11 protein-coding genes and 1 pseudogene are annotated in these 23540 nt (G+C 60.8%); 9 read left to right on the forward strand and 3 right to left on the reverse strand.

The features are described 5' to 3' along the window. The first annotated feature begins 41 nt into the window (after positions 1-41). From tdh to E9954_RS01310, 3 genes are read left to right on the forward strand one after another with little or no spacing between them, the layout of a single operon-like run. Complete coding sequence (gene tdh, locus E9954_RS01300; RefSeq protein ID WP_136077450.1) at positions 42-1070, forward strand: L-threonine 3-dehydrogenase; 1029 nt, start codon at positions 42-44, stop codon at positions 1068-1070. After that, positions 1067-2245 carry a glycine C-acetyltransferase gene (locus E9954_RS01305; RefSeq protein WP_222847005.1) on the forward strand — a complete coding sequence of 393 codons (1179 nt, stop codon included), beginning with the start codon at positions 1067-1069 and terminating at the stop codon, positions 2243-2245. The genes tdh and E9954_RS01305 overlap by 4 nt, the downstream gene beginning before the upstream one ends. A gap of 11 nt (positions 2246-2256) precedes the next feature. Then, positions 2257-4080: an aminopeptidase P family protein gene (locus tag E9954_RS01310; protein WP_136077451.1), complete on the forward strand. Its 1824-nt coding sequence runs from the start codon at positions 2257-2259 to the stop codon at positions 4078-4080. Between the two features lie 246 nt (positions 4081-4326). Here the strand turns inward: E9954_RS01310 and E9954_RS01315 are convergent, their stop codons facing one another. Continuing rightward, positions 4327-7566 carry a sialate O-acetylesterase gene (locus E9954_RS01315; RefSeq protein WP_136077452.1) on the reverse strand — a complete coding sequence of 1080 codons (3240 nt, stop codon included), beginning with the start codon at positions 7564-7566 and terminating at the stop codon, positions 4327-4329. A gap of 277 nt (positions 7567-7843) precedes the next feature. On the opposite strand from E9954_RS01315, the gene E9954_RS01320 reads away from it, so the two are divergent. From E9954_RS01320 to E9954_RS01345, 6 genes and pseudogenes are all read left to right on the forward strand, one after another. After that, positions 7844-8977, forward strand: coding sequence for a M24 family metallopeptidase (locus E9954_RS01320; RefSeq protein WP_168441876.1), 1134 nt, complete (start codon positions 7844-7846; stop codon positions 8975-8977). Next, positions 8977-10410 (forward strand): annotated as a pseudogene (locus E9954_RS34020) (oligopeptide:H+ symporter); the annotation flags it as partial. The gene E9954_RS01320 and the pseudogene E9954_RS34020, both read left to right, overlap by 1 nt. A 1657-nt stretch (positions 10411-12067) precedes the next feature. Continuing rightward, entirely contained in the window at positions 12068-14431 is a 2364-nt protein-coding gene (locus tag E9954_RS01330) for a glycosyl hydrolase family 95 catalytic domain-containing protein (protein ID WP_136077454.1), read from the forward strand. 19 nt (positions 14432-14450) lie between these two features. After that, complete coding sequence (locus E9954_RS01335) at positions 14451-14903, forward strand: GAF domain-containing protein (protein WP_136077455.1); 453 nt, start codon at positions 14451-14453, stop codon at positions 14901-14903. Between the two features lie 153 nt (positions 14904-15056). Then, the gene (locus E9954_RS01340) at positions 15057-18362 is read left to right on the forward strand and encodes a sulfatase-like hydrolase/transferase (RefSeq protein ID WP_136077456.1); all 3306 of its coding nucleotides are present in this window, start codon (positions 15057-15059) and stop codon (positions 18360-18362) included. A 28-nt stretch (positions 18363-18390) separates the two neighbouring features. Continuing rightward, on the forward strand, positions 18391-19506 hold the full coding sequence (locus E9954_RS01345; protein ID WP_136077457.1) for an aminopeptidase: 1116 nt from the start codon (positions 18391-18393) through the stop codon (positions 19504-19506). 541 nt (positions 19507-20047) lie between these two features. Here E9954_RS01345 and E9954_RS01350 read toward each other — a convergent pair. After that, complete coding sequence (locus E9954_RS01350) at positions 20048-22132, reverse strand: beta strand repeat-containing protein (protein WP_136077458.1); 2085 nt, start codon at positions 22130-22132, stop codon at positions 20048-20050. A 184-nt stretch (positions 22133-22316) separates the two neighbouring features. Then, entirely contained in the window at positions 22317-23363 is a 1047-nt protein-coding gene (locus E9954_RS01355) for a LacI family DNA-binding transcriptional regulator (RefSeq protein WP_136077459.1), read from the reverse strand. Positions 23364-23540: the final 177 nt, after the last annotated feature.

Consider the following 23540-nt stretch of genomic DNA (forward strand, 5'->3'; position numbering starts at 1 on the left):
ACGGACCACCTGCCGGGGTGGATTAGGGGAGCAAGGATGCCATGAAAGCATTGGTTAAGAAAAAGGCGGAACGCGGGCTTTGGCTCGAGGATGTCCCGGTTCCGGAGATTGGCATCAACGATGTCCTGATCAAGATCCGCAAGACCTCGATCTGCGGCACCGATGTGCATATCTACAACTGGGACGAGTGGGCGCGGAAAACCATTCCGGTGCCGCTCACGATCGGCCACGAGTTCGTGGGCGAGGTTGCGGAGATCGGCGCGAACGTCCACGATTTCGAGATCGGCGACCTGGTGAGTGGCGAAGGGCACGTGGTGTGCGGGCGGTGCCGGAACTGCCTGGCCGGCCGCCGCCATCTTTGCGCGAAGACCCGTGGCGTGGGGGTCAACCGCAACGGCGCCTATGCCGAATACCTCTCCATCCCCGTAACCAATGCCTGGCACTGCGACCCCTCGATCCCCGAGGAAATCCTCTCCTGTTTCGATCCGTTCGGAAACGCCACCCACACGGCGCTCTCGTTCGATATGCTCGGCGAAGACGTGCTGATTACCGGTGCGGGGCCAATCGGCTGCATGGCCGCCGCCATCGCCAAGCATGCGGGCGCGCGCTATGTGGTGGCAACCGATGTGAATCCCGTCCGCCTCGAACTGGCCAAAAAAATGGGGGCCGACCGCGTCGTCAATGTGGCCGGGGAGAGCCTCGAAGCCGTCATGAAGGATCTCGATTTCAAGGAGGGCTTCGATATCGGCCTTGAAATGTCCGGCAATCCGTCGGCTTTCCGGCAAATGCTTTCCTCCATGTGCCACGGCGGCAAGATCGCCCTGCTTGGCATCCTGCCGGAGAACGTCGGGATCGATTGGGACACGGTGGTGTTCAACGGCCTCACCATCAAGGGAATCTATGGCCGCGAGATGTACGAAACCTGGTATAAGATGACCTCCATGCTCCAGAGCGGGCTGGACATTTCCGCGGTCATTACCGACCGCTACCACTATACCGAATATGAAAAAGGCTTCGAGCGCATGCTTTCGGGCAACTCGGGCAAAGTGGTGCTGGATTGGAGTGAATGATGGAAAAGGGACTCGAACGGTTCCGGTGTGAGCTGGACGGCATCCGCGAAGGCGGATGGCTCAAGAACGAGCGCGTGCTCGAAAGCGCGCAGGGCGCCGCCATCGGCGTCGGCGGCGCGGAGGTGCTCAACTTCTGCGCCAACAACTATCTGGGCCTCGCGAACCATCCGGCCCTCGTTGCGGCGGCCCATGCCGGATTGGACAACTGGGGCTACGGAATGTCTTCCGTCCGCTTCATCTGCGGGACGCAGCAGCTGCACAAGCAACTGGAAAAAAAGGTTTCGGACTTTCTCGGAACCGACAACACCATTCTCTATTCCTCCTGCTTCGATGCCAACGGCGGCCTGTTCGAAACCCTGCTGACCGACGGGGATGCCGTGATTAGCGATGCGCTCAACCATGCTTCGATCATCGACGGCGTCCGTCTCTGCAAGGCGCAGCGGCACATCTACGCCAACTCCAATATGGAAGAGCTGGAGGTGCGGCTGCAGGAAACCCAGGATTGCCGCATCCGGCTGATCGCGACCGACGGCGTATTTTCGATGGATGGAACCATCGCGAACCTGCCCGCCATTTGCGAGCTGGCCGACCGCTACAATGCGCTGGTCATGGTCGACGATTCGCACGCGGTCGGCGTGCTCGGCAAGGGCGGGCGGGGCACGCCCGAGCATTGCGGGGTCATGGGGCGGGTGGACATTCTCACCGGCACCTTCGGCAAGGCGCTGGGCGGCGCCAGCGGCGGCTATGCCAGCGGGCGCCAAGAGGTGATCGACCTGCTGCGCCAGCGTTCGCGGCCCTACCTCTTTTCCAACACCATCGCGCCGCCGATTGCCGCCGCGTCCATCCGGGCATTGGAACTCGTTTCCTCCCCCAACGATTTGCTGGGCCGGTTGACGGCGAATACCGCCTACTTCCGCATGAGAATGAAGGAGGCCGGCTTCGATGTCCCCGAAGGCGACCATCCGATCGTGGCGATCATGCTGGGCGATGCGCGGCTCGCCACGGCGATGGCCGAACGCTTGCTCGGGCGGGGCATCTATGTTATCGGTTTTTCCTTCCCCGTGGTTCCCCGGGAGAAGGCGCGCATCCGGGTGCAGATTTCCGCGGCGCACAGCATGGAAAACCTGGATGATGCCATCGAACAGTTTTCGGCGGTCTACCGGGAACTCGCATAGGAAAACCAGGAATGTTGAAAGGAAGACCAATGGAAAAACCCGCAGTAGAACACGTGAAACAGCTTCGTGCCTTGTTGAAGGAGAACCGGCTCGATGCCTACGTGGTTCCGAGCGCCGACCCGCACCAGACGGAATATGTCCATCCGCACTGGCGCTGCCGCGCCTGGCTGAGCGGCTTCACCGGTTCCGCGGGCACCGCCGTGGTGATGGCCGAAAAGGCGGGGGTCTGGGCCGACGGGCGCTATTTCATCCAGGCGGAGCGCGAACTGGAAGGTTCCGGGTTCGAGCTGTTCAAAATGAAAATGGATGGCGTGCCGGAGCTGATCGACTGGCTGGCCGAGAACGTGCCGCAAGGTGGGGCCGTGGGGGTCGACGGCCGGTTGATCACCGCGAAGCAGGGCAAGGAATGGGCGGAAAAACTGGAAAAGAAAAAGGCACGGCTGGTAACCGATGTCGATCTGGTTTCCCAGGTTTGGATCGACCGCCCGGAGCTGCCGACCGATCCCGCCAAACGTTGGCCGGTTGAATATGCGGGGCGTTCCGCCGCCGACAAGTTGAAGGAGATCCGCGCGGCCATGGAGGAGCAGGATGCCGACACCTATCTGATCTCCTCCATCTACGATGTCAACTGGCTGTTCAATATCCGCGGCAACGATACGGCGCACACGCCGCTGCTCACGTCCTATGCGCTGGTGGAAAAGGATAAAGCCACGCTGTTCGCCGAAGAAGCCAAGCTGACCCAGGAGGTCCGCGAAGGGCTGGCCGCCGAGGGCATCGGTGTTGCGCCCTACGATGGAATATTCGAAGCGGTGGAAGAGCTGCCGGAGTCGGCGGCCGTCTTTCTTTGCGAAGAGCGGGTGAGCGCCGCGCTGCGCCGGCGAATCCCATGCAAGGTGGTCGAGGGGAAGGAGCTGGCCAGCCTGCCCAAGGCACGCAAGAACGAAACCGAACTCCACAACTGGGAGCGGGTGCATGAGCTCGATGGCGTGGCCATGGTGCGCTACTGGAAATGGCTCGAGGAAAACGTGCCGAACGGCGGCGTCGACGAGGTCGATGCCTCCGATGAACTCGAACGGCTGCGCCTCGCGAACCCCGAATGTCTCGATCTGAGTTTCACCTCGATTTCCGGCTATGGCCCCAACGCCGCCATGATGCACTACTGCGCCAAGCGCGGCGATTGCGCCACCCTGGAGCCGAAGGGGTTCTATCTGATCGACTCCGGCGGGCAATACCTCGGCGGCACCACCGACATCACGCGCACCTTCGCCCTCGGCGAGCTGACCGACGAACAGCGCATGGACTACACGCTGGTGCTCAAGGGCGTCATCAATCTTTCAAGCACGCGCTTCCTGAAAGGGACGGCCGGCAACAACCTCGACGTGCTCGCGCGCCTCGCGATGTGGGAACACGGGGTGGACTACAAATGCGGCACCGGCCACGGCGTCGGCTGCTACCTCAACGTCCATGAAGGGCCCCAGGGCATCAGTGCGCATAAGACGTGCGATACCCCCTTTGAGCCGGGCATGCTGTTGACGATCGAGCCGGGCGTCTACAAGGAAGACCGCCATGGCATCCGCATCGAAAACATGGCGGTGGTGGAAGAGGACTGCGAAACCGAATGCGGCATCTTCTACCGCTTCCGGACGCAGACGCTCTGCCCGGTCGACACCGCACCGCTCAAGGCCGAACTGATGACCGAGAAGGAACTCAAGTGGCTCAACGCGTTCCATCAAAAGGTCTTCGATCGTCTCGCCCCGCATCTTTCCGCAGAAGAGCGCGCCTGGCTCGAAAACAAAACCCGCCCGTTCCCCGCTGAGGTTGGCCACAAAGGATAAATGGCACCAGACCGATTATACCCAATTGAACTGATTCGTTTTTTACCACAGAGGGCACCGAGGCACAGAGGAGCGGGGGTGCTATATTCCTCTCTGCCTCGGTGTCCTCTGTGGTGAGACGATTCAAGTTGAGTTCCTTTAGATGGACGGACGATTCGGCGCGGGCGAAAGCGTCAAAACCCCCCGACGGAAAACAGGCGCGGCGTGGGCCGCGCCTGTTGGCGTAAAACGGATGGGCAAGGTGGGCTATTCAGCCAGCTTGACCCGATAGAACTCGTTGTCCTTATCCATTTCTTCGGTGATCGAGATAACGGCATCCTCGCCGGCGACATTCGTTACGGTTTCCCAGATGCCAACGGTCAGCGATTCCCTGGCTTGGAGCTCGTAGTTCGCACCCGACTGCCCGTACCAGCTGAAGCCTGCGTGCGTGCCGCCGCCCCCGGACAGATCCATCGTAATGTCGCCGATGCCGGTTACGACATTGACCGGAACAAACGAAACGCTCTGAATCTCAAGCCCCGTGGAAGCCCGTTGGGAATAGATCGCGAAGTGGTATTCCTTGGTCAGGTCGAATGTCGTCGTGCCCATGGTTGCGGCGGCTCCATCGACACTATAGCTGTAGTTGCCGTCCGCATCCACCGTAAGGCTGAAGGTGCGGTCGGTTCCGGCAGAGATAGTTTGAGCAGTGCTCAACGAGGTCAATATGCCAGCCGCATCGCCCTCCGTATAGGTGCAGTGGTTTAGGCCCTGATTACCATTCCGGGCGGTGAGGCTGATTCCAAGGGACTCTTGCTTGGTCGCGGCATAAAGCATCCCTGGTAGACCCTCAACACCATCAATCAGTCCAATGCCTACTGACTCCGAAAGGGTTCCGGGAACGCCAACGATCGAATAGGTTACGTCCAGTGTGAAGCCGTGTGTTACGGGGAATGTATTAGCCGTGTGCACGCCGCCGTGCTGAGCACCCAAATTGCTGCCCAATCCTTGACTGAACACCAGGTTGTCCGAATTGTCCGTGACATAAAGTGTGTAGCTGGTGAGTGCTACATATTCCAATCCGCCACCGCTTCCGGTGTTCACGTCAAGCCCATCGCCATCGAAGGTGTCGACATATTTGGAGAGGTCGGGAGCGACATACGCGAGGACTTCAATCGTCATCGTGGCGGTGGCGGTGCGGCCAATGTTGTCCGTCACCTGAACGTTGAAGGAGTTGACTCCCACATCACCCGGAGCAGGCGTTCCGCCGAGGGTGCCGTCTTCGGCGATGCTCAGCCAGGTGCCGGTCGTCAGGTTGCTGAAGACCAATTCCGCACCTGTCGCCGCGCTGGCAATGGAGCCGGTGTATTCCACATTTTCCTCGGCAGGATCTGCACTGAAGGGATCCGCGCTAAACGTCGGAGCGGGGTCTGCCCACTCGGTATCGGTGCGGAACGGGGCGGCGGGCAGGCCGTCGGAGTTCACCAGGTTGATGGTGTCCTTCGCATAGGGCAGCCAGGCGTAGCGAACATACATCGGGGTTGCAACCGATGTGGAACTGACGGTGACGTCCGAACCGCTGATGCTTGCGCTGTCGGCGGCATGGAATACAGCGTCCGCACCCGCGACTTCGAATGCGGCCGGATCGGCGGCATCGTCGGTCGTCAGGCCGGTGGCGCTGGAGAAGCTGACGGTGACGTCGCTTCCGGCGATGCTGACGGACGACAGGGTCGGTCCGTGTGCTTCAACCGGGAGGCCGTATTCATATTTCTGTGCCAGCAGCGAGAGGCGCTGGCCGATCGGCCCCTTGTCGTAGGGGTGGATGTTGCCGGAAAGGCCGGTGTCCAGCGTAACCGCAACATAGGCGTTGGGGATCGTCAGCAATTGGTCCTGCGCTTCGCGGAACCAGGGCCAGTAGGTGCTGTTGTAGGAGGGGAGCTGAACGCCGTAGAAGGCGAGGTCGCCCTGGCCAAACAGCGAACGGTATTCCGTAACGAATGCGGGCAGGGTGTCGCCATACTGGTCGGCATCGGTCGCGTTGCCGGCGTTGGCTTCGCCCTGATACCACACGAAACCGGAAATGCCATAGTCCAACAGCGGGTGGATCATCCGGTTGTAGATCAGGTTGGGACGCTGGCGGATCCAGACATCGTCGTAGTTGATGGAGCCATCGAGCATGGCGATGGCATCCGCTTCGTCGTTGGCGTAATACTCTTCCATCTCCGCGGCAAAGTGCGGGAAGTCGTTGGTCATCTGGATGGGCATCCATCCCTCGATCGTGGAGCTACCCCATGCGCCCCAGATGATGGCGGTGGGAACGCCGGTTTTCTGGTAGTTTTCATAGGCGAAGACCGTGCCGACGGAAGTCCAGAAGCTCGGATCGGAGTTGCCGTGCCAGGTCATCGAAGCGGTGGTCTGCGGGGAGGTGGCCGCCATGGAGCGTACCTGCAGGCAGCGGATGGGGGCGCCGTTGGTGATCGCGTCGATATAGGTGGTTGCACCCTCCATTTCGCTCAGCGGGCGAACCATGTTCGACTGTCCGAAGGCGATCCATACATCGCCGATCAGTACATCGGCGAGCGTATTGGTTTCGCCGTTGCTGATTACGTCCATCTGGTAGGGGCCGCCGTAGCCCATGGCGGGCAGTACTGCGGTCCAGTTTCCTTCGGCATCGGCCGTGGTGTTGGTTGAAGTGCCGTTGATCGAAACCGAAACCGAGGCGCTGGCATCGGCCAGGCCCCAAACCGATACGGCTTTGTCGCGCTGCAGCACCATTCCATCCTGGAACGGCGAACCCAGTTTCAGGCCGCCCGATCCGGCAACTTTCGTTCCCGTCACATAGAAGGTCAAGTCCTGGTCATAAGACGTATTGGTCGTTGATTCGGTTCGAAGCGTTCTTCCTCTTGGGTATGTGGACCCCCCGGAGCCGATTCCCAACTGGAGAAACTGGGCTCCTGTGGCATCCGCGTCGTTGAAGACGATGAACGCGCCATAAGCCGTGTTTTCGGCGAGTTCCAGCGGTGTGTCGAAGCCGAAGTGCAAATAATGCCCGCCCGTAATCGATTCCGGCAGCTCATAAACATCGCCATTCACCAGCACTTCGCCAACGCCGGTTCCATTCATCGGGTCGCCGTCGCTCAGGTTTCCATCGCCCGTGATCCACTTGTCCATGGTGTCGGCGTCTGCCGTGGGGCTCCACTCAAAAATCCAAAGCTGAATGGTGTCGTTGGTTCCAAAGGTGTGGGTGGTGTGCTTTTTAAGCGCGAATTCCGTCACGCTCCAAGCCTTGTTGGCATCGCCCGTGTCGGCGGTGGTGAAGGTTTGTCCGCGGCTGAAGCCTGAGTTGGCATGGTTGGTTCCGAATGCGCGGGTGTAGCTACCCATTTGGGAATGCTTTGCGGCCTCGCCGCCGGGCTCGGTCGTGTCAACGGTAAGCGTTGCCCCTAGGCTGGTCTGGCATAGCAGGGCAACCACGCCCATTGCCATGGTGAAGCTTCGTGTGGTCTTCATGGTCCATCTCCTTTTGGTGGGTTGTTCAACTTATTAACACTGCGTTCCGCACGGTTGATCACTATGGAGGGTCAACCATGTTGGAACTTTTTATCAAAGGTGTTGAGTTGATATATTGTACAATTCACGCACCTTGGTGCACGCTAGCGGCGTGGGCGTCTCTTCCCGGATTGAGGCGGGAAGGATTGTTGCCGATGGGGGTGGACATTTGGACGAACGATGCTTTAAAGGATATCTTCCCGGCAGGTGAATCGCTACCGGGATGGAGATGGCCGATATGGGTTTGGAACGCGATGGGTTGACGGAAAAATACAAGAAGCGCCGCGCCGCCGTCTTGCGGGCTGCCGTTAAGCAAAGCGACGGCCGGGTTGCCGGATTGATGATCACCAATCCGGTGGATGTGCACTATCTGAGCGGTTTGCGCGAGGGCTGCCCGGCACTGCTGATCGGCAAGAAATGGTGCGTGCTGTTCACCTCGAACATGTTCAAGGATCTCGTGCCGCGCTTTGCCCCCGGTGCCGAAACGATGCTCTTCAAGCATCTCGACCAGGAGATGGCCGGCATCTTCAACAGCCGCGGCGTTAAGGGCATCGGTATACAAACCGACCATATGGCCATCGATCGCTACCGCTCGCTATGCAAAACGATTCCGGAAAAGAAGTTGGTTCCGGTGCCCGGGGTGGTGGGGCGCTGTCGGGCGGTGAAGGACGACGGCGAAATTGCCCTAACGCAAAAGGCCATCCGGATTGCGGAAAAGGCGATGAAGCAGTTGCTGGGCGGCGGCGCGGGCTATTTTATCGGCAGGACCGAAAAGCAGTTGGCGGCCGAGCTGGAATACCGGATGCGCTCGCTGGGGGCGGACAAGCAGGGCTTCCAAGGCAATGGAACCATTGTGGGCGCCGGTCCCAACAGTGCCGCATGCCACCATGTGCCCACCAACCGCAAGGTGAAGAGAGGCGATCCGGTACTCTTCGACTGGGGCGCCGAGCTGGACGGCTACCGCAGCGACATGACGCGCGTGGTGTTCATTGATTCGGTGCCGGAGAGGATCGGTAAAATCTATTCGTTGGTGCGCGAGGCGCATTTGGCGGCGGTCGACCTGCTGAAGCCCGGCGTCTCCTGCCGCAAGGTGGATGCGGCCGCCAGGGATTGGATTGCGGCGGCGGGATACACCACGGAGTTCCGGCATGGGCTCGGGCATGGCATTGGTCTGCAGATCCATGAAGCGCCGACGCTCGGAACCGCGTCCAAGGAACGGCTTAAAAAAAACATGATCGTAACGATTGAACCCGGCATCTACTTCATCGGCACCGGCGGTGTGCGGTTGGAGGACGACTACCTGATCACCTCGGACGGCTGCAAAAACCTCTGCACCCTCCCGACCAAGCTGGATAAATGGATATTAACCTAATGTGGAATAACCTGAACCGATCCATGATGTTTTGCCAAATGTTGTTTGGCCTCTCCTATTACGGCGTGATGGGTATCTTGACGCCCTTTTTCCTGGAGCTCGATTATAGCGAAGAACAAACCCTGCTGATCCTCGGCGCATTCTCTGCCATCGGCCCCCTGTTCGCCGTGGCCGGCGGCTTCGTTGCCGATAAATTCCTCGGGGCGTATCGGGGCCTCACCATCGCCTGCATGGGTTTTGCGGCCGGCTACCTCCTGCTCGTGCTGGCCGCATGGGTGCGGAATGTTCCCTTGGCATTGAGCGGCATCGCGCTCGCGAGTTATTTCCGCGGCCTCATGTCGCCCTCCTATCCGAGCCTTTACAAGCGCACGTTCAAAACGCAGGAGGATTTTGAAAATGGCATTCCGGTAAACTATTCGGTCAATAACGTGGGTGCGTTTTTGGGGATGTACCTCTTCCCGGCGTTGATTCTCAAGGCCGGGTTCCAAGGGGGGTTCCTGTTGTCCGCGCTTTTGAGCGCACTGGCGCTCGGCACGCTGGTGTTCATGCGCCGGCCGCTCAGGGGCGTGGCGGCGGAGATTGACCAGGCGCCCGTCGGCGTCCGGAACTGGCTGGCGTTTTTCGCGGTATCGGCGGCGATGACCGGCTTGGTGTTCTTCATGTTTTCGAACATGGAAGCGGGGCGGATCATGGTCTACGTGATCGGCGGTGCGGCGATTCTCTATTTTGTTTCGCTGATGTTCACGTTCGGCCGCGCGCAGCGGCTGGAGATGGGCACCATCCTGGTGATGATGTTTCTGACCACCTGTTTCTATGTCTATTACGGACAGATCATGACCTCGTTGAACCTGGTGGCCATCAATACCATGCGCGGCGACCTCTTCGGCATCATCCCCATTACCCCGGCAGCCTCCATGTCGATGAATCCATTGTGGTGCATGGTGGCGGGCCCGGTGATTGCCCTGGTCTTCTCGAAGATGGAAAAGCGTGGCATCAATTGGTCGACGGCCACCCGGGTTGCCATCGCCTTCGTGCTGACGGCCATCGCCTTCGGAACCATGACGGCGGCCATGGAACTGGTGGGCGCCGATGCGGTGGTTCGTCCGGAAATCTTTCTCGTGGTTCATCTCTTCCAGGCGTTCGCGGAAGTCATCGTGGGGGCGTTGGTGGTGGCCTTCATCCTGTCGGTCGCACCGCGGCGCATCGAAAACTTTTCGGTCAGTCTCTTCTCCGTTGCCATCGCGTTGAGCGGAATTTTCGGTGCGGTCTTCTCGACCTCCATCGCGCAGGAAAAGGGGATGGAGATTACGCAGGGGATTGTTCAAGAGGTCTATGGCAACTATTTCGGGCTGCTGACGGTTCTGGCCGTAGTCATGGTTGGCATCGCCTTCGGCGCCTCGGTCATCATTCGCAACATGCTCGCCGCCGCCAAGCAGTCAGCTGTGTTGTTGTGCGGTGTGCTGTTGGCCTGGTGCATCGTTCCGCCGGCTGAGGCCGCCGGGGCTGAACGGGGGGAGGCGACGAACCCGGTGCATATCGGAAACGTGGGCGGCTATGCGCATATCGGCAAGGAAAACGCCGCCGATTCGTATGGTGCCGGGTTTTCGATGTATACGGCGGCCTGGCCCTTGCATCCCCGGCATCCCGGGCGCCGCTTCCAATCCGGTTTGTTCGGAACGTGGATGTTTCCCGCGAACAACCAGCCGGCCCCCATTAAACTTTACACCGATATCGAGGGGGGGCTCGGCTGGTGGCGCAACACGGAATATCCCACAACGACGCCCAAATTCATTATGGGGGGCGTGGAACTGAATTTCCGTGGATGGGCCAACGGGCCCGGCGCGGGGAAGGGCAAGGACTGGAACAATCCCAAGGGGCACTATGGCGTGGCGCAGCTGAGCCCCTGGCTGTTGTTTCCGCCGGACGGGTTAAACCTGAAGCAGGGCACCTGCGGCGAACTGTTCGGATACGGCTATCACCCGCTGCCGCTCACTGAACCGAAAACCACCACGGCGGGGGCGGATGTCCCGACCGGGAACCACTCCTGGACGCTGTTCCTTGGCACAGGCAATTTCAAGGGGCCGGTCGCGTTTTTCACGCCCTACTTCTGGTCGCGCGCATCGGTCGACGAGCCGAGCGTGGCGGGCATGTTCCTCGACAGCCGCCCCTCAAAGGCGAACCGCTCCCTTTCGATGGAGACCCAACACATTCTGTGCGCGCAGGTGACCGACTCCAAGGGCGAGACCTTCGCCCGGATGGCGCCGACCCTGTTCCCCGTCGGCCCCAAGGGCGATTCGCTGATCATGCACCGCCTGAGCGTCTACGACAAAACCGCCCTGTGGGACGGAGTCGAGGCCTGGTTCAACGGTGGCGATCCGGTTGACGGCCGCTTCGCCCCCGGGGGAACCTTCACGCAACGGTTCAACGGCAAGGGCGGCGTGGGGTGGAAGGTTTACATGAAGCATGTTCCCAAGGAAGACCGGGCTCCGTTCGCGATGGATTTCATGAAGCCGGATGCGGCGGATCCATACACCTTCCGCTATCTGTGGGACCTGGATACGGTCTCGCTGAAGAAAACCTCGCGGGGAGCCGTGGTGGAGCTGCCGCAGCTGTATCGTCTGGATACATCCGGAAAGAGCAAGAACGGGAAATGGATTCCAACGCGCACGGCGAGCATCGAGGCCAAGCAACAATTGGGCGAGGCCGACTTCAGTCCGAACCCGAAGGAAACACCCTATGTCTACACGACGCCGGAAGACCCCGGCAGTTGCTGGAAAACCCCCGGCCCCGTGGCGGGGCCGTTCAAGGCGAACCTGGGCGACGGCAGCGCGGTGACCTACCATTGGTATCGCTTCGCCGACCAGCCCGCGCTGCTCAATGCCGACCTGACCGACGAAGAGCGCGAAGCCCTGCAGAAGAAGGTGGAAAAAATCCACGCGCATTGGAAAAACGATCGCGACTATCTGGCACCGCCCACCGTTGGAACGCTCGCGGACCTCGACCCCGCGTTGATCGTTTCCCCGCCGAAGGGCATGGAGGTCGGCTATGTCCCGATCGTCACCCGGCAGGAGCCGCAATAGGAAAAAGAACATGAAAACGATTCAACAGATTTTTTTGACCGCGAAGACGCAAAGGCGCAAAGGAAATGAATTGGGGATTCTTAGCGTCTTAGCGTCTTTGCGGTCATTAATACTCGCCACCCTGTTCTTGTCGGTCGCGGCGTGGGCGGCGGTGCCGGAGATCGATGCGGTGGATTGGCCGGTGTTCATGGCCGGGCAGGACCTGCAGTGGAAAAAGCTTCCGTCCAAATGGTTCGAAGGGCCGTTCCTCGGCAACGGCGAGCAGGGGACGCTGATGTACCAACTCGACCACCGGACGCTGCGGTGGGATGTCGGCTGCTCGGCGGCCCACGACCACCGTCCGATCGAAAAGGACGATCTCACGGAGAAAAACGTTACGGTGCTCAACCGCGGCCGCCACTTCATCGGGCACCTGCGGATGGAGCTCCCGGCAGATGTGACCGGCAGCCAGTCGCGCCTCTCGCTGTGGGATGCCGAGGCCACGGGCACGCTCTCCGCCAAAGGCGGTTCCGCCGAATGGTCGGCGCTGGCGCATGCCACCGAACCCGTGCTGCGTTTCGAACTGGCGGGCGAGGGCCGTCTCAAGGGCGCGAAGTTAGCCTATGTTGCCGAAGAGGCGCGCAATCCCCGTGCGCTGCGCGCCAGCATGCTGCCCAAACCGCGCAACGAGTTTCGCGTGCCCGCCAACCCATCGCCCGAGCTCGAAACACTCGACGACGGGGTGCGGACCGCCGTGCAGAATCTCGCTTCCGGCGGACAGACCGCCGTGGCCTGGATCGAAAAGAAGGCCGGCGATAAAACGCAGCTTTGGCTCAGCGTCCTGCACAGCTTCCCGGACAAGGGCGCGGTGGAACAAGCCGTGGCCGCCGTGCGCGCCGCGGCGAAGGCCGACCAGGCCGCCTGGGTGCAGGCGCACCGCGACTGGTGGCATGCCTACTATCCGCAAAGCTTTGTCTCCATCGGCGACCGCTACTGGGACGCGTTCTACTGGATCCAGCAGTACAAGCTCGCCTGCGCCACGCGCGACAAGGGGTGGATGATCGATAACCAAGGACCATGGCTCCAGCCCACCGCATGGAATGCCCTTTGGTGGAACCTCAATGTGCAGCTGTCGCATAGCGGTGGCTACACCGCCAACCGCCGGGGGGCGGTTTCGGCCATGAGCCATCGGCTCGATACCAACCGCGACAACCTCGCGCGCAACGTGGCCGAACCCTACCGCGCCGATTCCTATGCCATTGGCCGCACGGTGTCGGGGTGGGATTTCCTCGGCCATGCCGGCCAGCCCGGCGGGCGCGATCCGATCGAACCCAACATGGGCCGCGAAACCGGCAACCTGCTGTGGGGACTGCACAACGTCGATCTCGAATGCCGCTATTGGCAGGATGCCGAGCTGCGCGACAACGTGCTCTATCCGCTCCTCACGCGCGCCGTGAACTATTACCGCCACTTCCTGGTGGAAAACAAGGAGGGGCAGCTCTCCCTGCCGGAAACCTACAGCCCCGAATACCGCCGCGCGGCCGACTGCACCTACGATATCGATCTGCTCCACTGGGGTGTCGGGCGCCTGCTCGAACTCTCCGCCGGCAAGGACGAACCGCTGGTTCCCGTCTGGAAGGAGCTGCAGGCCAGGCTTGTGCCGGCGCATGTCGATGCAGAGACCGGACGCATGGTTGGCCGCAACGTCAAGCTGACCGGCGGGCATCGCCACTGGTCGCACCTGCTTGCCATCTATCCGCTGCGCACCCTCACGCCGGAGGCGCCCGCCGACCGCGCGCTGATCGACCAAAGCCTGAAGCATTGGCACAGCTTTGGACGGGGCTTGGCCGGCTATGCCTATACGGGGGCGTCCTGCATGGCGTCGTTGCTGGGCGACGGCGACGAAGCCCTCCGTTATCTTTCCATTCTCAAATCCCATCTACGGCCCAATACGCTCTATTACGAAATCGACCACCTGCCCGTTATGGAAACGCCGTTGCACGGCGCCACCGCCATGCAGGAAATGCTGCTGCAGAGCTGGGGCGGCAAGCTCCGCGTCTTTCCCGCCGTACCGTCGGAATGGCCCGATGCCCAGTTCCACCAGCTGCGCGGCGAAGGGGCCTATTTGGTCAGCGCCCGCCGCGAGCACGGCACGACGCAATGGGTGCTCGTCCAGTCCGAAGCCGGCGGAACCGTGGAGGTGGATCCGGCCATGGCCGATGCCCAATGGGTTGCTTCCAACGAGGCCACGGTCAAAAAAGGCGCCGACGGCATCTGCACCATCCAAACCGAGCCCGGCGCCACGGTCCTGTTCTGGCCCAAGGGCGCCGCCCGGCCCACGCCATCGGTCGCCCCCGTCGCCCCGCATGGCAAGGAGCACCCGTTCGGGTTGTAGCAGAAAAGGAAACACGGACATGGATAAACCAGCGGCCTATGAACAGCTTTTCGGGGGGCTCGACGCCCTGTGCGGGGACGAGCCGGATGCGATTGCGCGCATGGCCACCATCGCCTGCGAGCTCAATCACGCCTTCGACCATTTCGACTGGGTCGGCTTCTATCGCAACATGGGCGACGACACCCTGAAGATCGGCCCCTACCAAGGCACGCACGGCTGTCTTTCGATTCCCTTCTCCAAGGGTGTCTGCGGCAAGTGCGCGCGCGAAATGAAAATCCAGCACGTGCCCGATGTGGACGCCATCGCCGACCATATCGCCTGCTCTTCAACCACCCGCTCCGAAGTCGTTATCCCCATGGTGACGGCCACCGGCGAACTGGTCGGCGTCCTCGATATCGACTCCAACACCCTCGACGCCTTCGATGAAACCGATCTCCGGGAACTCCCGAAGATCAACCGCTACTTTGAGTGACCGCACCCGTACCACGGGGACGCCTGCAGTAATATACACAGGCATGGCAGACTTCTACAAGACGCAGGCCGGTCTCCTGGCTACATTCAAGCCGTGGAAATGGATCCGCAGATAAAGCACCCTGCGCTGTTGGTTATGAAAAGGAGAGGTTGCATGCGTTCGGAATGGATAACCTGTTTGTGTTTGGCCGCCGGTGTGTCATCGGTTCAGGCCGAGGCGGTGTTGACGGTGTCGGCGTCCGCCCCAGCCGGCGCCCTGGTCTCGAACCCAACCGCATCCAGCTACACGAGATCGTTCCACGACGGAAGCAGCGGAAAAACGACCCGGGGGAACTCCTTCCTGATGCCCGACACGGGCGATGAATTCCCCGGCTACCAGGTCACCGGCGTGACGCTGCGCAAGGATGCCGCCCAGAGCTTCGGTTCGGGCGATGCCCTGCAGCTGTGGCTCTTCACCTGGGAGCCCACCATGGACGGCAATGACGAGTCGGGCTGGACGCAGGCCGGAACCACCGGGACGGACGACGGCGATCCCCTCAGTGGAACCGGCATGACCGCCCTGAAGGTTGAGAGCGTCGACCTGAACGGCCTTTCGTTCGCCGATGAATCGTTTCTGACGTTCGATTTCAGCTCCAGCCCGCTCTACTTCGCCGAGAACAAGGCCTACGGGTTTTTGATCGGCTATGTCGACGGGGCGGGCGACAGCGCCTATTTCCAATACCGGGAGTCGGGCAGCTCCGCCTATGCCGACGGGGTCGAAATCAGGACGGCCGGCATCCCCAGCTACAACCAGGCCTATTCCCCGCGGGATGTGGTTTTCTATATCAACGGCAACGCCATCGACGCCGGCATGTACGCCATCGACGAGGACGAGGACGGGCTTTCCGACGTTTGGGAATCCATGAATTTTGGAAACTTGAATCAACTGGGGACGGGCAATCCCGATGGGGACGGGCTCGACAACGAGGCCGAGGAAACCAACGGCACCGATCCGAACAAGGCCGACTCCGATTCCGACGGGTTGGCCGACGAGGTGGAAGTGGCGGGCGTGACCGATCCAATGAACCCCGATTGCGACGACGATGGATTGCTGGATGGCGTGGAGTCGGATACCGGAACGTATGCCGGCCCCGGCAACACCGGCACCGACCCGCTGCTGGCCGACACGGACGACGATGGCGTTGACGACGCCACGGAAATCCAGCTCGGCTACGATCCTTCCGACGGGACGCACGTTCCCAACCTGGCCGAAAAGCCGAACATTGTCTTTATCATGATCGACGACCTCGACATCCGCGAAATCGGCGTCTATGGCCAGGCCACGCTGCAGACGCCGCGGGTGGACACCATGGCCAGCCAGGGCATGATGTTCACGGACTACTACACCGCGAGCCCGGTTTGCCAATCCTGCCGCTCCTGCCTGATGAGCGGCCAGGACGCGCGCCGGTCGCAGGATCGGCATAATTCGACGATGGCGCTGCAGACCGATCGCGTTACGCTGGCCGAAGTGCTCAAGCAGGCGGGCTACACCACGGGCCTGGTGGGCAAATGGGGGCTCGGGGGATCCACCACCGTCGGCGCCCCCTGGAACCAGGGGTTCGACTTTTTCTGCGGCTACCTCAGCCAGACGGCGGCCCACCGCTTTTTCCCGAAGTATCTTTGGAAAAACGACCAGAAGATCTACTTCAACGAAGACCAGTTGGGCGCGGGCGACTCGCTGTATATTCCGGGCGCGGCCAACCTCAACGCCATTACGAAAGCCTGGAGCAACGATTTCGGCAACGTCTGCTCCCACGATGTCGTGGTGGCCGAAGGCCTCCGGTTTATCGAGGACCACGCCGATAAACCCTTCTTCCTCTACTGCGCCTGGACGCCGCCGCACGCCTACATGTATCCGGCGGCCACGCTCGATGCGCTGACCGATGCCGACGGCCTGCTGTACGATCCGCTCGATCTCGACCAGACCCTGATCAACGCGGTCTATCCCGGCATGCCCTTCGGCGAAGATGAATATGCCGCCGGCTGGCCAAACTTCAACAACCACTGCTACGCCTCCATGGTTTCGGCCGCCGACCGCGACACCGGACGCATTCTGGATAAGCTCGTCGAGCTCGGGATCGACGACCGTACCTTGGTGATCTTCTGCTCCGACAACGGCGAAGACGAGCCGACCTTCCTCACGCCGGAGCACCTGAAGCCGGGCTACTCCGATTTCCGCGGCCTGAAGCGCGACTGCTACGAAGGGGGCATCCGCGAACCGTTCGTGGCGTGGTGGCCGGGCACCATCCAGGCCGGCACCACCTCGGGCGTGGTCGGCACCTTCGCCGACATGCTGCCGACCTTCGCGGAGCTCGCGGGGATGTCGTCCCCGGCGCAGGTCACCGGGCGTTCCATCCTGCCGGCCCTGCTCGGCGGTTCCGAGGCCGACCTGCAGCCGCGCAACTACCACTACTGGTCCTTCACCGAGGGCGACCGCCGCTGGCGCGCCGTGCGCTCGGGCGACTGGAAGATTGTCCGCACCCGCAAAACCGACGGCAGCGCTCCGACCTACGAACTGTTCAACCTCGCCGCCGACCTCTACGAAACGACCGATCTCTCGACGAACGAAACGGATGTCCTGGCGCGCCTGATTCCGCTGGTGGAGGGCACCCACGAGGTCTCCGTTTCGACCTACTTCAAGGCGGACGACGAATTCTTCACAAAGACCGACCTGACACCCGCCGCCTACCTCTTTGGTTCGCACGATGCCGCCGGGGCCAACAATGGATATACCCTAACGCCGTCCGGTACGGGGTCGGCGTTCAACTATCTGCCGTTCGAAAACGGGCTGGGGGCTTCCGCGCGGTTCGACTGGAAACTGAATTTTCCCTCCAGCACCGCCGCATCGTTCCTGCTGGGCAACGCCAACGAGGTGTCGCAGTGCCTGGCCGTGCGCATCGATGCCAGCAGCTTGCAGGTTGCCGTAAGCTATCCCGGCCAAACCACCGTCAGCACCACGTTGCCGGCGGAGGATTTCGAGGGTAGCCAGGCCAACTGCACAATGGACCTTGACCCGGCCACTGGGGCGGGCCAGCTGGTGGTCGGGGCAACCGTGCTGCCGTTCGACTTTTCGACCGATCTCGGGCCGCTGCGCTTCTGGGGCTATGAAGTGGAAACCTCCGCCGTCCGGGCCAGCCGCCCGCGCTGGCGGATGATCTCCTCGACGGGCGGCGCCCAGCGGCTGGTCGATGGCGAAGGCATTCTTGCGGCCGAATACACCGTGCCCGCCGCCCATGGCGACGAGGCTGTCATGCTGCAATACAGCACCGACCTGCAAAGCTGGATCGACAACCCGCCCGGGGTGGTTGATCTGCGCAGCACGGGATCGCAGGGCGAGCTCCAGGGGAGCTGGACGCTGCCCGCCGACAGCCTGCTGCCGCGCAACAATCCCAACCTCTTCTTCCGCGTTCAGGCGGAATAATCTGTAAGCACTAAATCAGGAGTATACTGTGACGGATCCACGTCTTCAAAAACTGGCCCAGGTGCTGGTGAACTATTCGGTCGGCGTTAAGCCCAACGACCGCGTGGCCATCAGCGGAAACTCGATTACCGAACCCCTCATCGTCGAAATCTATCGCGAAACCCTGCGGGCGGGCGGCTATCCGATCGTCCGCGTTGCGCCGGAAGCGCTCGGCGAAATCCTGCTCAAGGAAGGTTCGGACGAGCAACTTTCCTACTTGAGCCCGATCGCATTGTACGAGCTCGAAAACATCGATTGCCGCATCGGGCTTTGGGGGCAGGAAAACACGCGTGCGCTTTCCAACACCGATTCGAAGCGCCACAGCCTGATGAGCGCCGCCCGCAAGCCGTTTTCCGAAACCTTCTTCCGGCGCGCCGCCAGCGGCGAGCTGCGCTGGACGGGGTCGATGTTTCCCACCCACTCGTCGGCCCAGGATGCCGGCATGTCGCTGGCCGAATACGAGGATTTTGTCTTTTCCGCCGGGCTGCTCGACCACGACGATCCGATTGCCTCCTGGCAGGCGCTCTCCAAAAAGCAGGATGCGGCGGTCGATTATCTCAACGGGCATAAGCAGATCCATATCGAAGCGGCCAACGGAACCGACCTGGCCTTCCGCCTCGAAAACCGCCGGTGGGTCAGCAGCTGCGGCAACGACAACTTTCCGGATGGCGAAATCTACACCTGCCCGGTGGAGGAAACCGTCGAAGGCACCATCTGCTTCAGCTTTCCGGCTATCCACATGGGCCACGAATGCCAAGGCGTGAAACTCCGTTTTGAAAAGGGCGTGGTGGTCGAAGCAACGGCCGAAAAAGGCGGGGAGTTCCTCAACCACATGCTCGACCAGGACGAGGGCGCGCGCCGCGTCGGCGAATTCGCCATCGGCTGCAACTACGCCATCAAAAACTTTTCGCGCAACACGCTCTTCGACGAAAAGATCGGCGGAACCGTGCACCTGGCCGTCGGCGCGAGCCTGCGCAAGGCCGGCGGCGTGAACGATTCCGGCCTGCATTGGGACATGGTCTGCGACATGCGTCCCGGCGGCCGCATCCAGCTCGATGGCAAAACCGTCCATGAAAACGGCCGGTTCACCGAAGTGGAAATTTAACCCTTAACTCGGGAATGGAACTACGGATGAACACCGATGGACGCTGATATGGTTTCTGTGTTTATCCGGGTTCATCAGTGGTTCATTTACGTTTTTAGTCCCTCTCTACTCAAATCCTATCATGTTTGCGACGGATTTTTTTTACCACTGAGGACCTGGAGCAGCGGTGCCGCAACCAAATTATTTGAAGCTACAGAAGAACACCGAAGACACGGATTTTTTACCACAGAGATCTCAGAGACACAGAGCATCCTAACCCTCTGTGCCTCAGAGTCCTCTAGCGCAGCGGGTGGTAAAAAAATTTGCCAGGAAAACAAGAAATTGACGGATAGTAGTACGGAGGCACAGAGGGATGGAGTTCTCTGTGTCTCGGTGCTCTCTAGCGACACGAAGTGAGGCTGGCGCGAAGCGACGGCAGCGAAGCGGCAACCGGGTGGTAAAATTTGGTTCCGGCTCCGCCGGGTTGGGTTAAACCGTTTGCCTACGAAAAATGCGTCCCCTTGCGGCGACGCATTTTCCATGGCAACGGGTGTGCTCGATCCTAGATCATGAACCGGCGGCGGATGAAGAGCACCGCCGCGCCAAAGACCGCCACCAAACCGAGCGTGGCCGGTTCCGGAATCACAACCACCTGGAGGCTGCCAGTCTGGAAGTAGGCGCTCTTGCCGCCGCCGATGTCGGCGGCGAAGGCTTCGCCGAAGTTTTCGATGTGGGAGAAGTCGCCGTCATTGGCGATCAGCGTGTAGGTTCCCTCGGCCGTGCTGCCGTCGAGGCCCAGCAGGTCGTCGATGCCGAAGGAGCTGTCCAAGGTGACCGAGCCTGCAACGGTAAGGGTTTCGGTGGCGCTGAATTCAATCATCGCGCCGGATGCGAGCGTGAGGTCACCGGCCAGCGAGCCGCTACCGCCAATTGAACCCCCGGAGGCAACCGTGATTCCCCCGGCGTAGGTATTGGCCGTGTCCAGCGAGATGGCCCCGAGGAAGTTCAGCGTTCCTGCGCCATCCCCGGTGATGGTGGCGCCATCGCCCAGGGAGGTCAAATTCACCGTGCCGGCCGATGTTCCGAGATTGAGTGTGCCCTCGAAGGTGTTGCCGGTGTTGCTGAAGCTGAGCGTTCCGTTATCCTTGATGGTGAGTTCCCCAGTTCCTGAAAGCACGCCGCTAAAGGTTGCGGTCTTGGCTCCCTTGATGTCGCTGCCGGTGCCTACAACCGCAATGTCGTTGGCGAAAGTGTGCCCGTTGTTGACCAGCTGAAGATCTCCGTTATCGAGGGTCACAGCACCCGTGCCGAACGAATCGCCATAATAGGCCCAAGCCTGGCCGCCTTCGGTGACGAGCGTGCCGCCCGTATAGTCGCTGCCGTTGCCGGTCATCTGGAAGCGACCGCCATCGCCATTGGCGCCTTTGATCGTCAATTGCCCGGCACCGGTGATCTTGGTGCTGCCGTAGATGTTTCTGCTACCTCCGTGAATGACCGTTCCGCCATTTTCGGTCAGGACGATCTGACGGTTGCCGATGTCCATGTGGTTGTTGCCGTTGGCCGACAGCGTTCCGCCGTCCAGGGTGATGTTGGCCGTTCCAAGTCCGCTGTCGATCGCGATCGAGTTCTGGTTCGCTTTCAGTGTCGCTCCGGGCCCAATGGTGATGTCGCCGGTGAAGGTGGCGGTGCTGTCCGCTGTGAGCGTAAGGGTTCCGCTAGGCGTTCCACCATTGTCTTTCAGATTTTGTCCGTCGATAAGCAATGCGCCCGAGCCGCTAAGGCTGCCGCCAATCGTTGAAGCCTGATTGTTGAGACTAATTCTACCTCCATTACTCGTGATCGCGAACTCGCGGCTTCCGAAATCAACACCGCCGCCTGTAATAAGCCTCGCGTCATCAATGGTCACTTTGGAGCCAGCAGCACCAAAGTTTTCATCCGCAGTAACTTGAACGTTTGCCTTGTTTTGGAGACGCGTTCCACCGGTGTAGGTGTTTATGCCACCCTCCATCTGAATACGACTGTTTCCGGAGTAGCTGGTGCTACCTGAACCGTCGAGTGTTAATTGGCCAGCACCTGAAATGACGGTGTTATTCAGCCCATAAACGGCCCGGGTGTGCGCATTGGCGAGGGTGCCGCCGCCTGATCCGAGGACAATGCTGGTCGTGTCCCTCATATTGATGTGACTGCTCTGCCCTGCAATTGTTCCTCCGTTATCGAGGGTGATGGTTCCGGTTCCCAGGAAGCCTTGAGTCCCTGTAGTGGCCTCGACCGTAGCGCCATCAATCGTGACATCGGACGCATAGGTGGTGACGGTGCCGGTCCGCAAGGTCACGTTGTTGCTGAGAATGAGCGCTGAAGAGCCGGTGAGGCCGCCTCCGCCCAGAATCAAGCGCGTTCCCGAGCCGGTCAACGTGCTGGCTGTGTCGATATCCAAACCGTACACACTGCGGTCGGCGTCCAGGTTGACGGTGCCGCCCGTGAGCTGGGCGATATCGGTCGTGAGGTCATCGGTCGGGGCCGTGCCGCCCCAGTTTACTCCGTCGGTGTAGGTGCTGCCGTCGCCGGCCCCGGTCCAGGTAATGGTTGTTTGCGCCATCAGGGCCAAGGGTAGTGCCACCAGGGCTGCGCAGGTAAGGATTTTCTTCATGGTCTCTCCTTTGATTTCCACTTTTGTTTGGGTCGGGGCCGGCGCGGAGACCGGACACGACCTGACGTATTGTCAGTGGATAGATATAGGCCGCCCCTGCTTCCGGAGAAACCATTTCCTGGGTTACCCTGTTAGCTTCCGGGCGCAGGCGGGCGATGTGGCTAGACGCGGTTTTTGGGGCGCGCTATGTGCGGGGGGGCAGCATGGAACCGTCGATCCATTGGCCTTCGATGAGGATTTCGTTGCGGCAATCCGGGATGCCGAAGTTTTTTTCAACGAGCAGCGAAACCAAGGTGCGGACGGCGGCGCGGCCGATCTCGAAGGGGCGTTGGTCGATGCCCGCATCGATCGGCGTGTCGTGGATGCTGGTAGTGGCGAGCCCGAGGTCTTCGGGGATGCGGTAGCCCAGGTTGCTGAGCATCTTCAGCGTATTGCTGTTGTCGGTGAGGATGGCATCGGGTTTGGCTTTTGCGATCCATTTTTCAAAGACGCTTTGTTGATGCTCGAAATCATCCGTCTGGTTGAGGGTCAGCAACGGGAGCTGCTGTTTGGGGGGGAGGGTTTTCTGGGCCCAGGAATAGCCCACCCCGAAAAAGCGCATGCGCCAATATTCGCAGACAAACCCGATCCGTTCATAGCCGAGCTGGTGCGCGCGGTCGAAGGCCAGCATGGTGTCCGCCATTTGGGCGCCCGTCACAAAGTGCGTTTCGGGAAAGGGGATGGCTTGGCCGAAGCGCACCACGGCGAAGCTCGACCAATCAAACGCCTGCAAACCCTCGACCGGGTCGCGCAGGGGAGGGAGCAGGATGCCTTGGATATTCCGGGTTTTAAGGATGGTTTCGAGTCGCCGCAACGGGATTTCGGCCGTGGAAAACTCCTGGAGCTTGAACCCCAGCCTCCGCGCACTTTCCGCCGCGCCCTGCCAGTAGAGATCGAACTCCTTAAACTGCCGAAGTTGATTCGGATCAGTCCACGTGTTGATCCAGGCCAGGCTCGCCTGTACCGGTTTGGTCTTGCTGCTCTTGCGATAGTGGGAGAGGGCGGCCAGCATGGGGTCGGGTTGGTAGCCCATTTCTTCCGCCTTGGCCTGGATCCGCGCTTTCAGCTCCTCCGAGGCGCCGGACTGGTTGCGAAGCGCCTTGGAGACCGTGACGTGGGAAACGCCCAGCTCCTTGGCAATATCGCGCAGGGTGACCCGGCGCGCTCCGTTGTGGTCTGGTTTTTCACTCATAGGGATGGGAACGTAGCACGACGAGTGCAGGGATAATAGCGAAAAGGCTAACCAGTTAGCCTTCACCGCCCGCGGCTTTTTTTTGGGGGGGTGGTAGCCATGCGGTTAACAGGTTAATCATTGTGTTCGTCGCTAACAATGGTTTGTCTGAGGTATTAAACGCTGATGGTCGTGGAC

Source organism: Pontiella desulfatans, assembly GCF_900890425.1.
Lineage (GTDB): Bacteria > Verrucomicrobiota > Kiritimatiellia > Kiritimatiellales > Pontiellaceae > Pontiella > Pontiella desulfatans.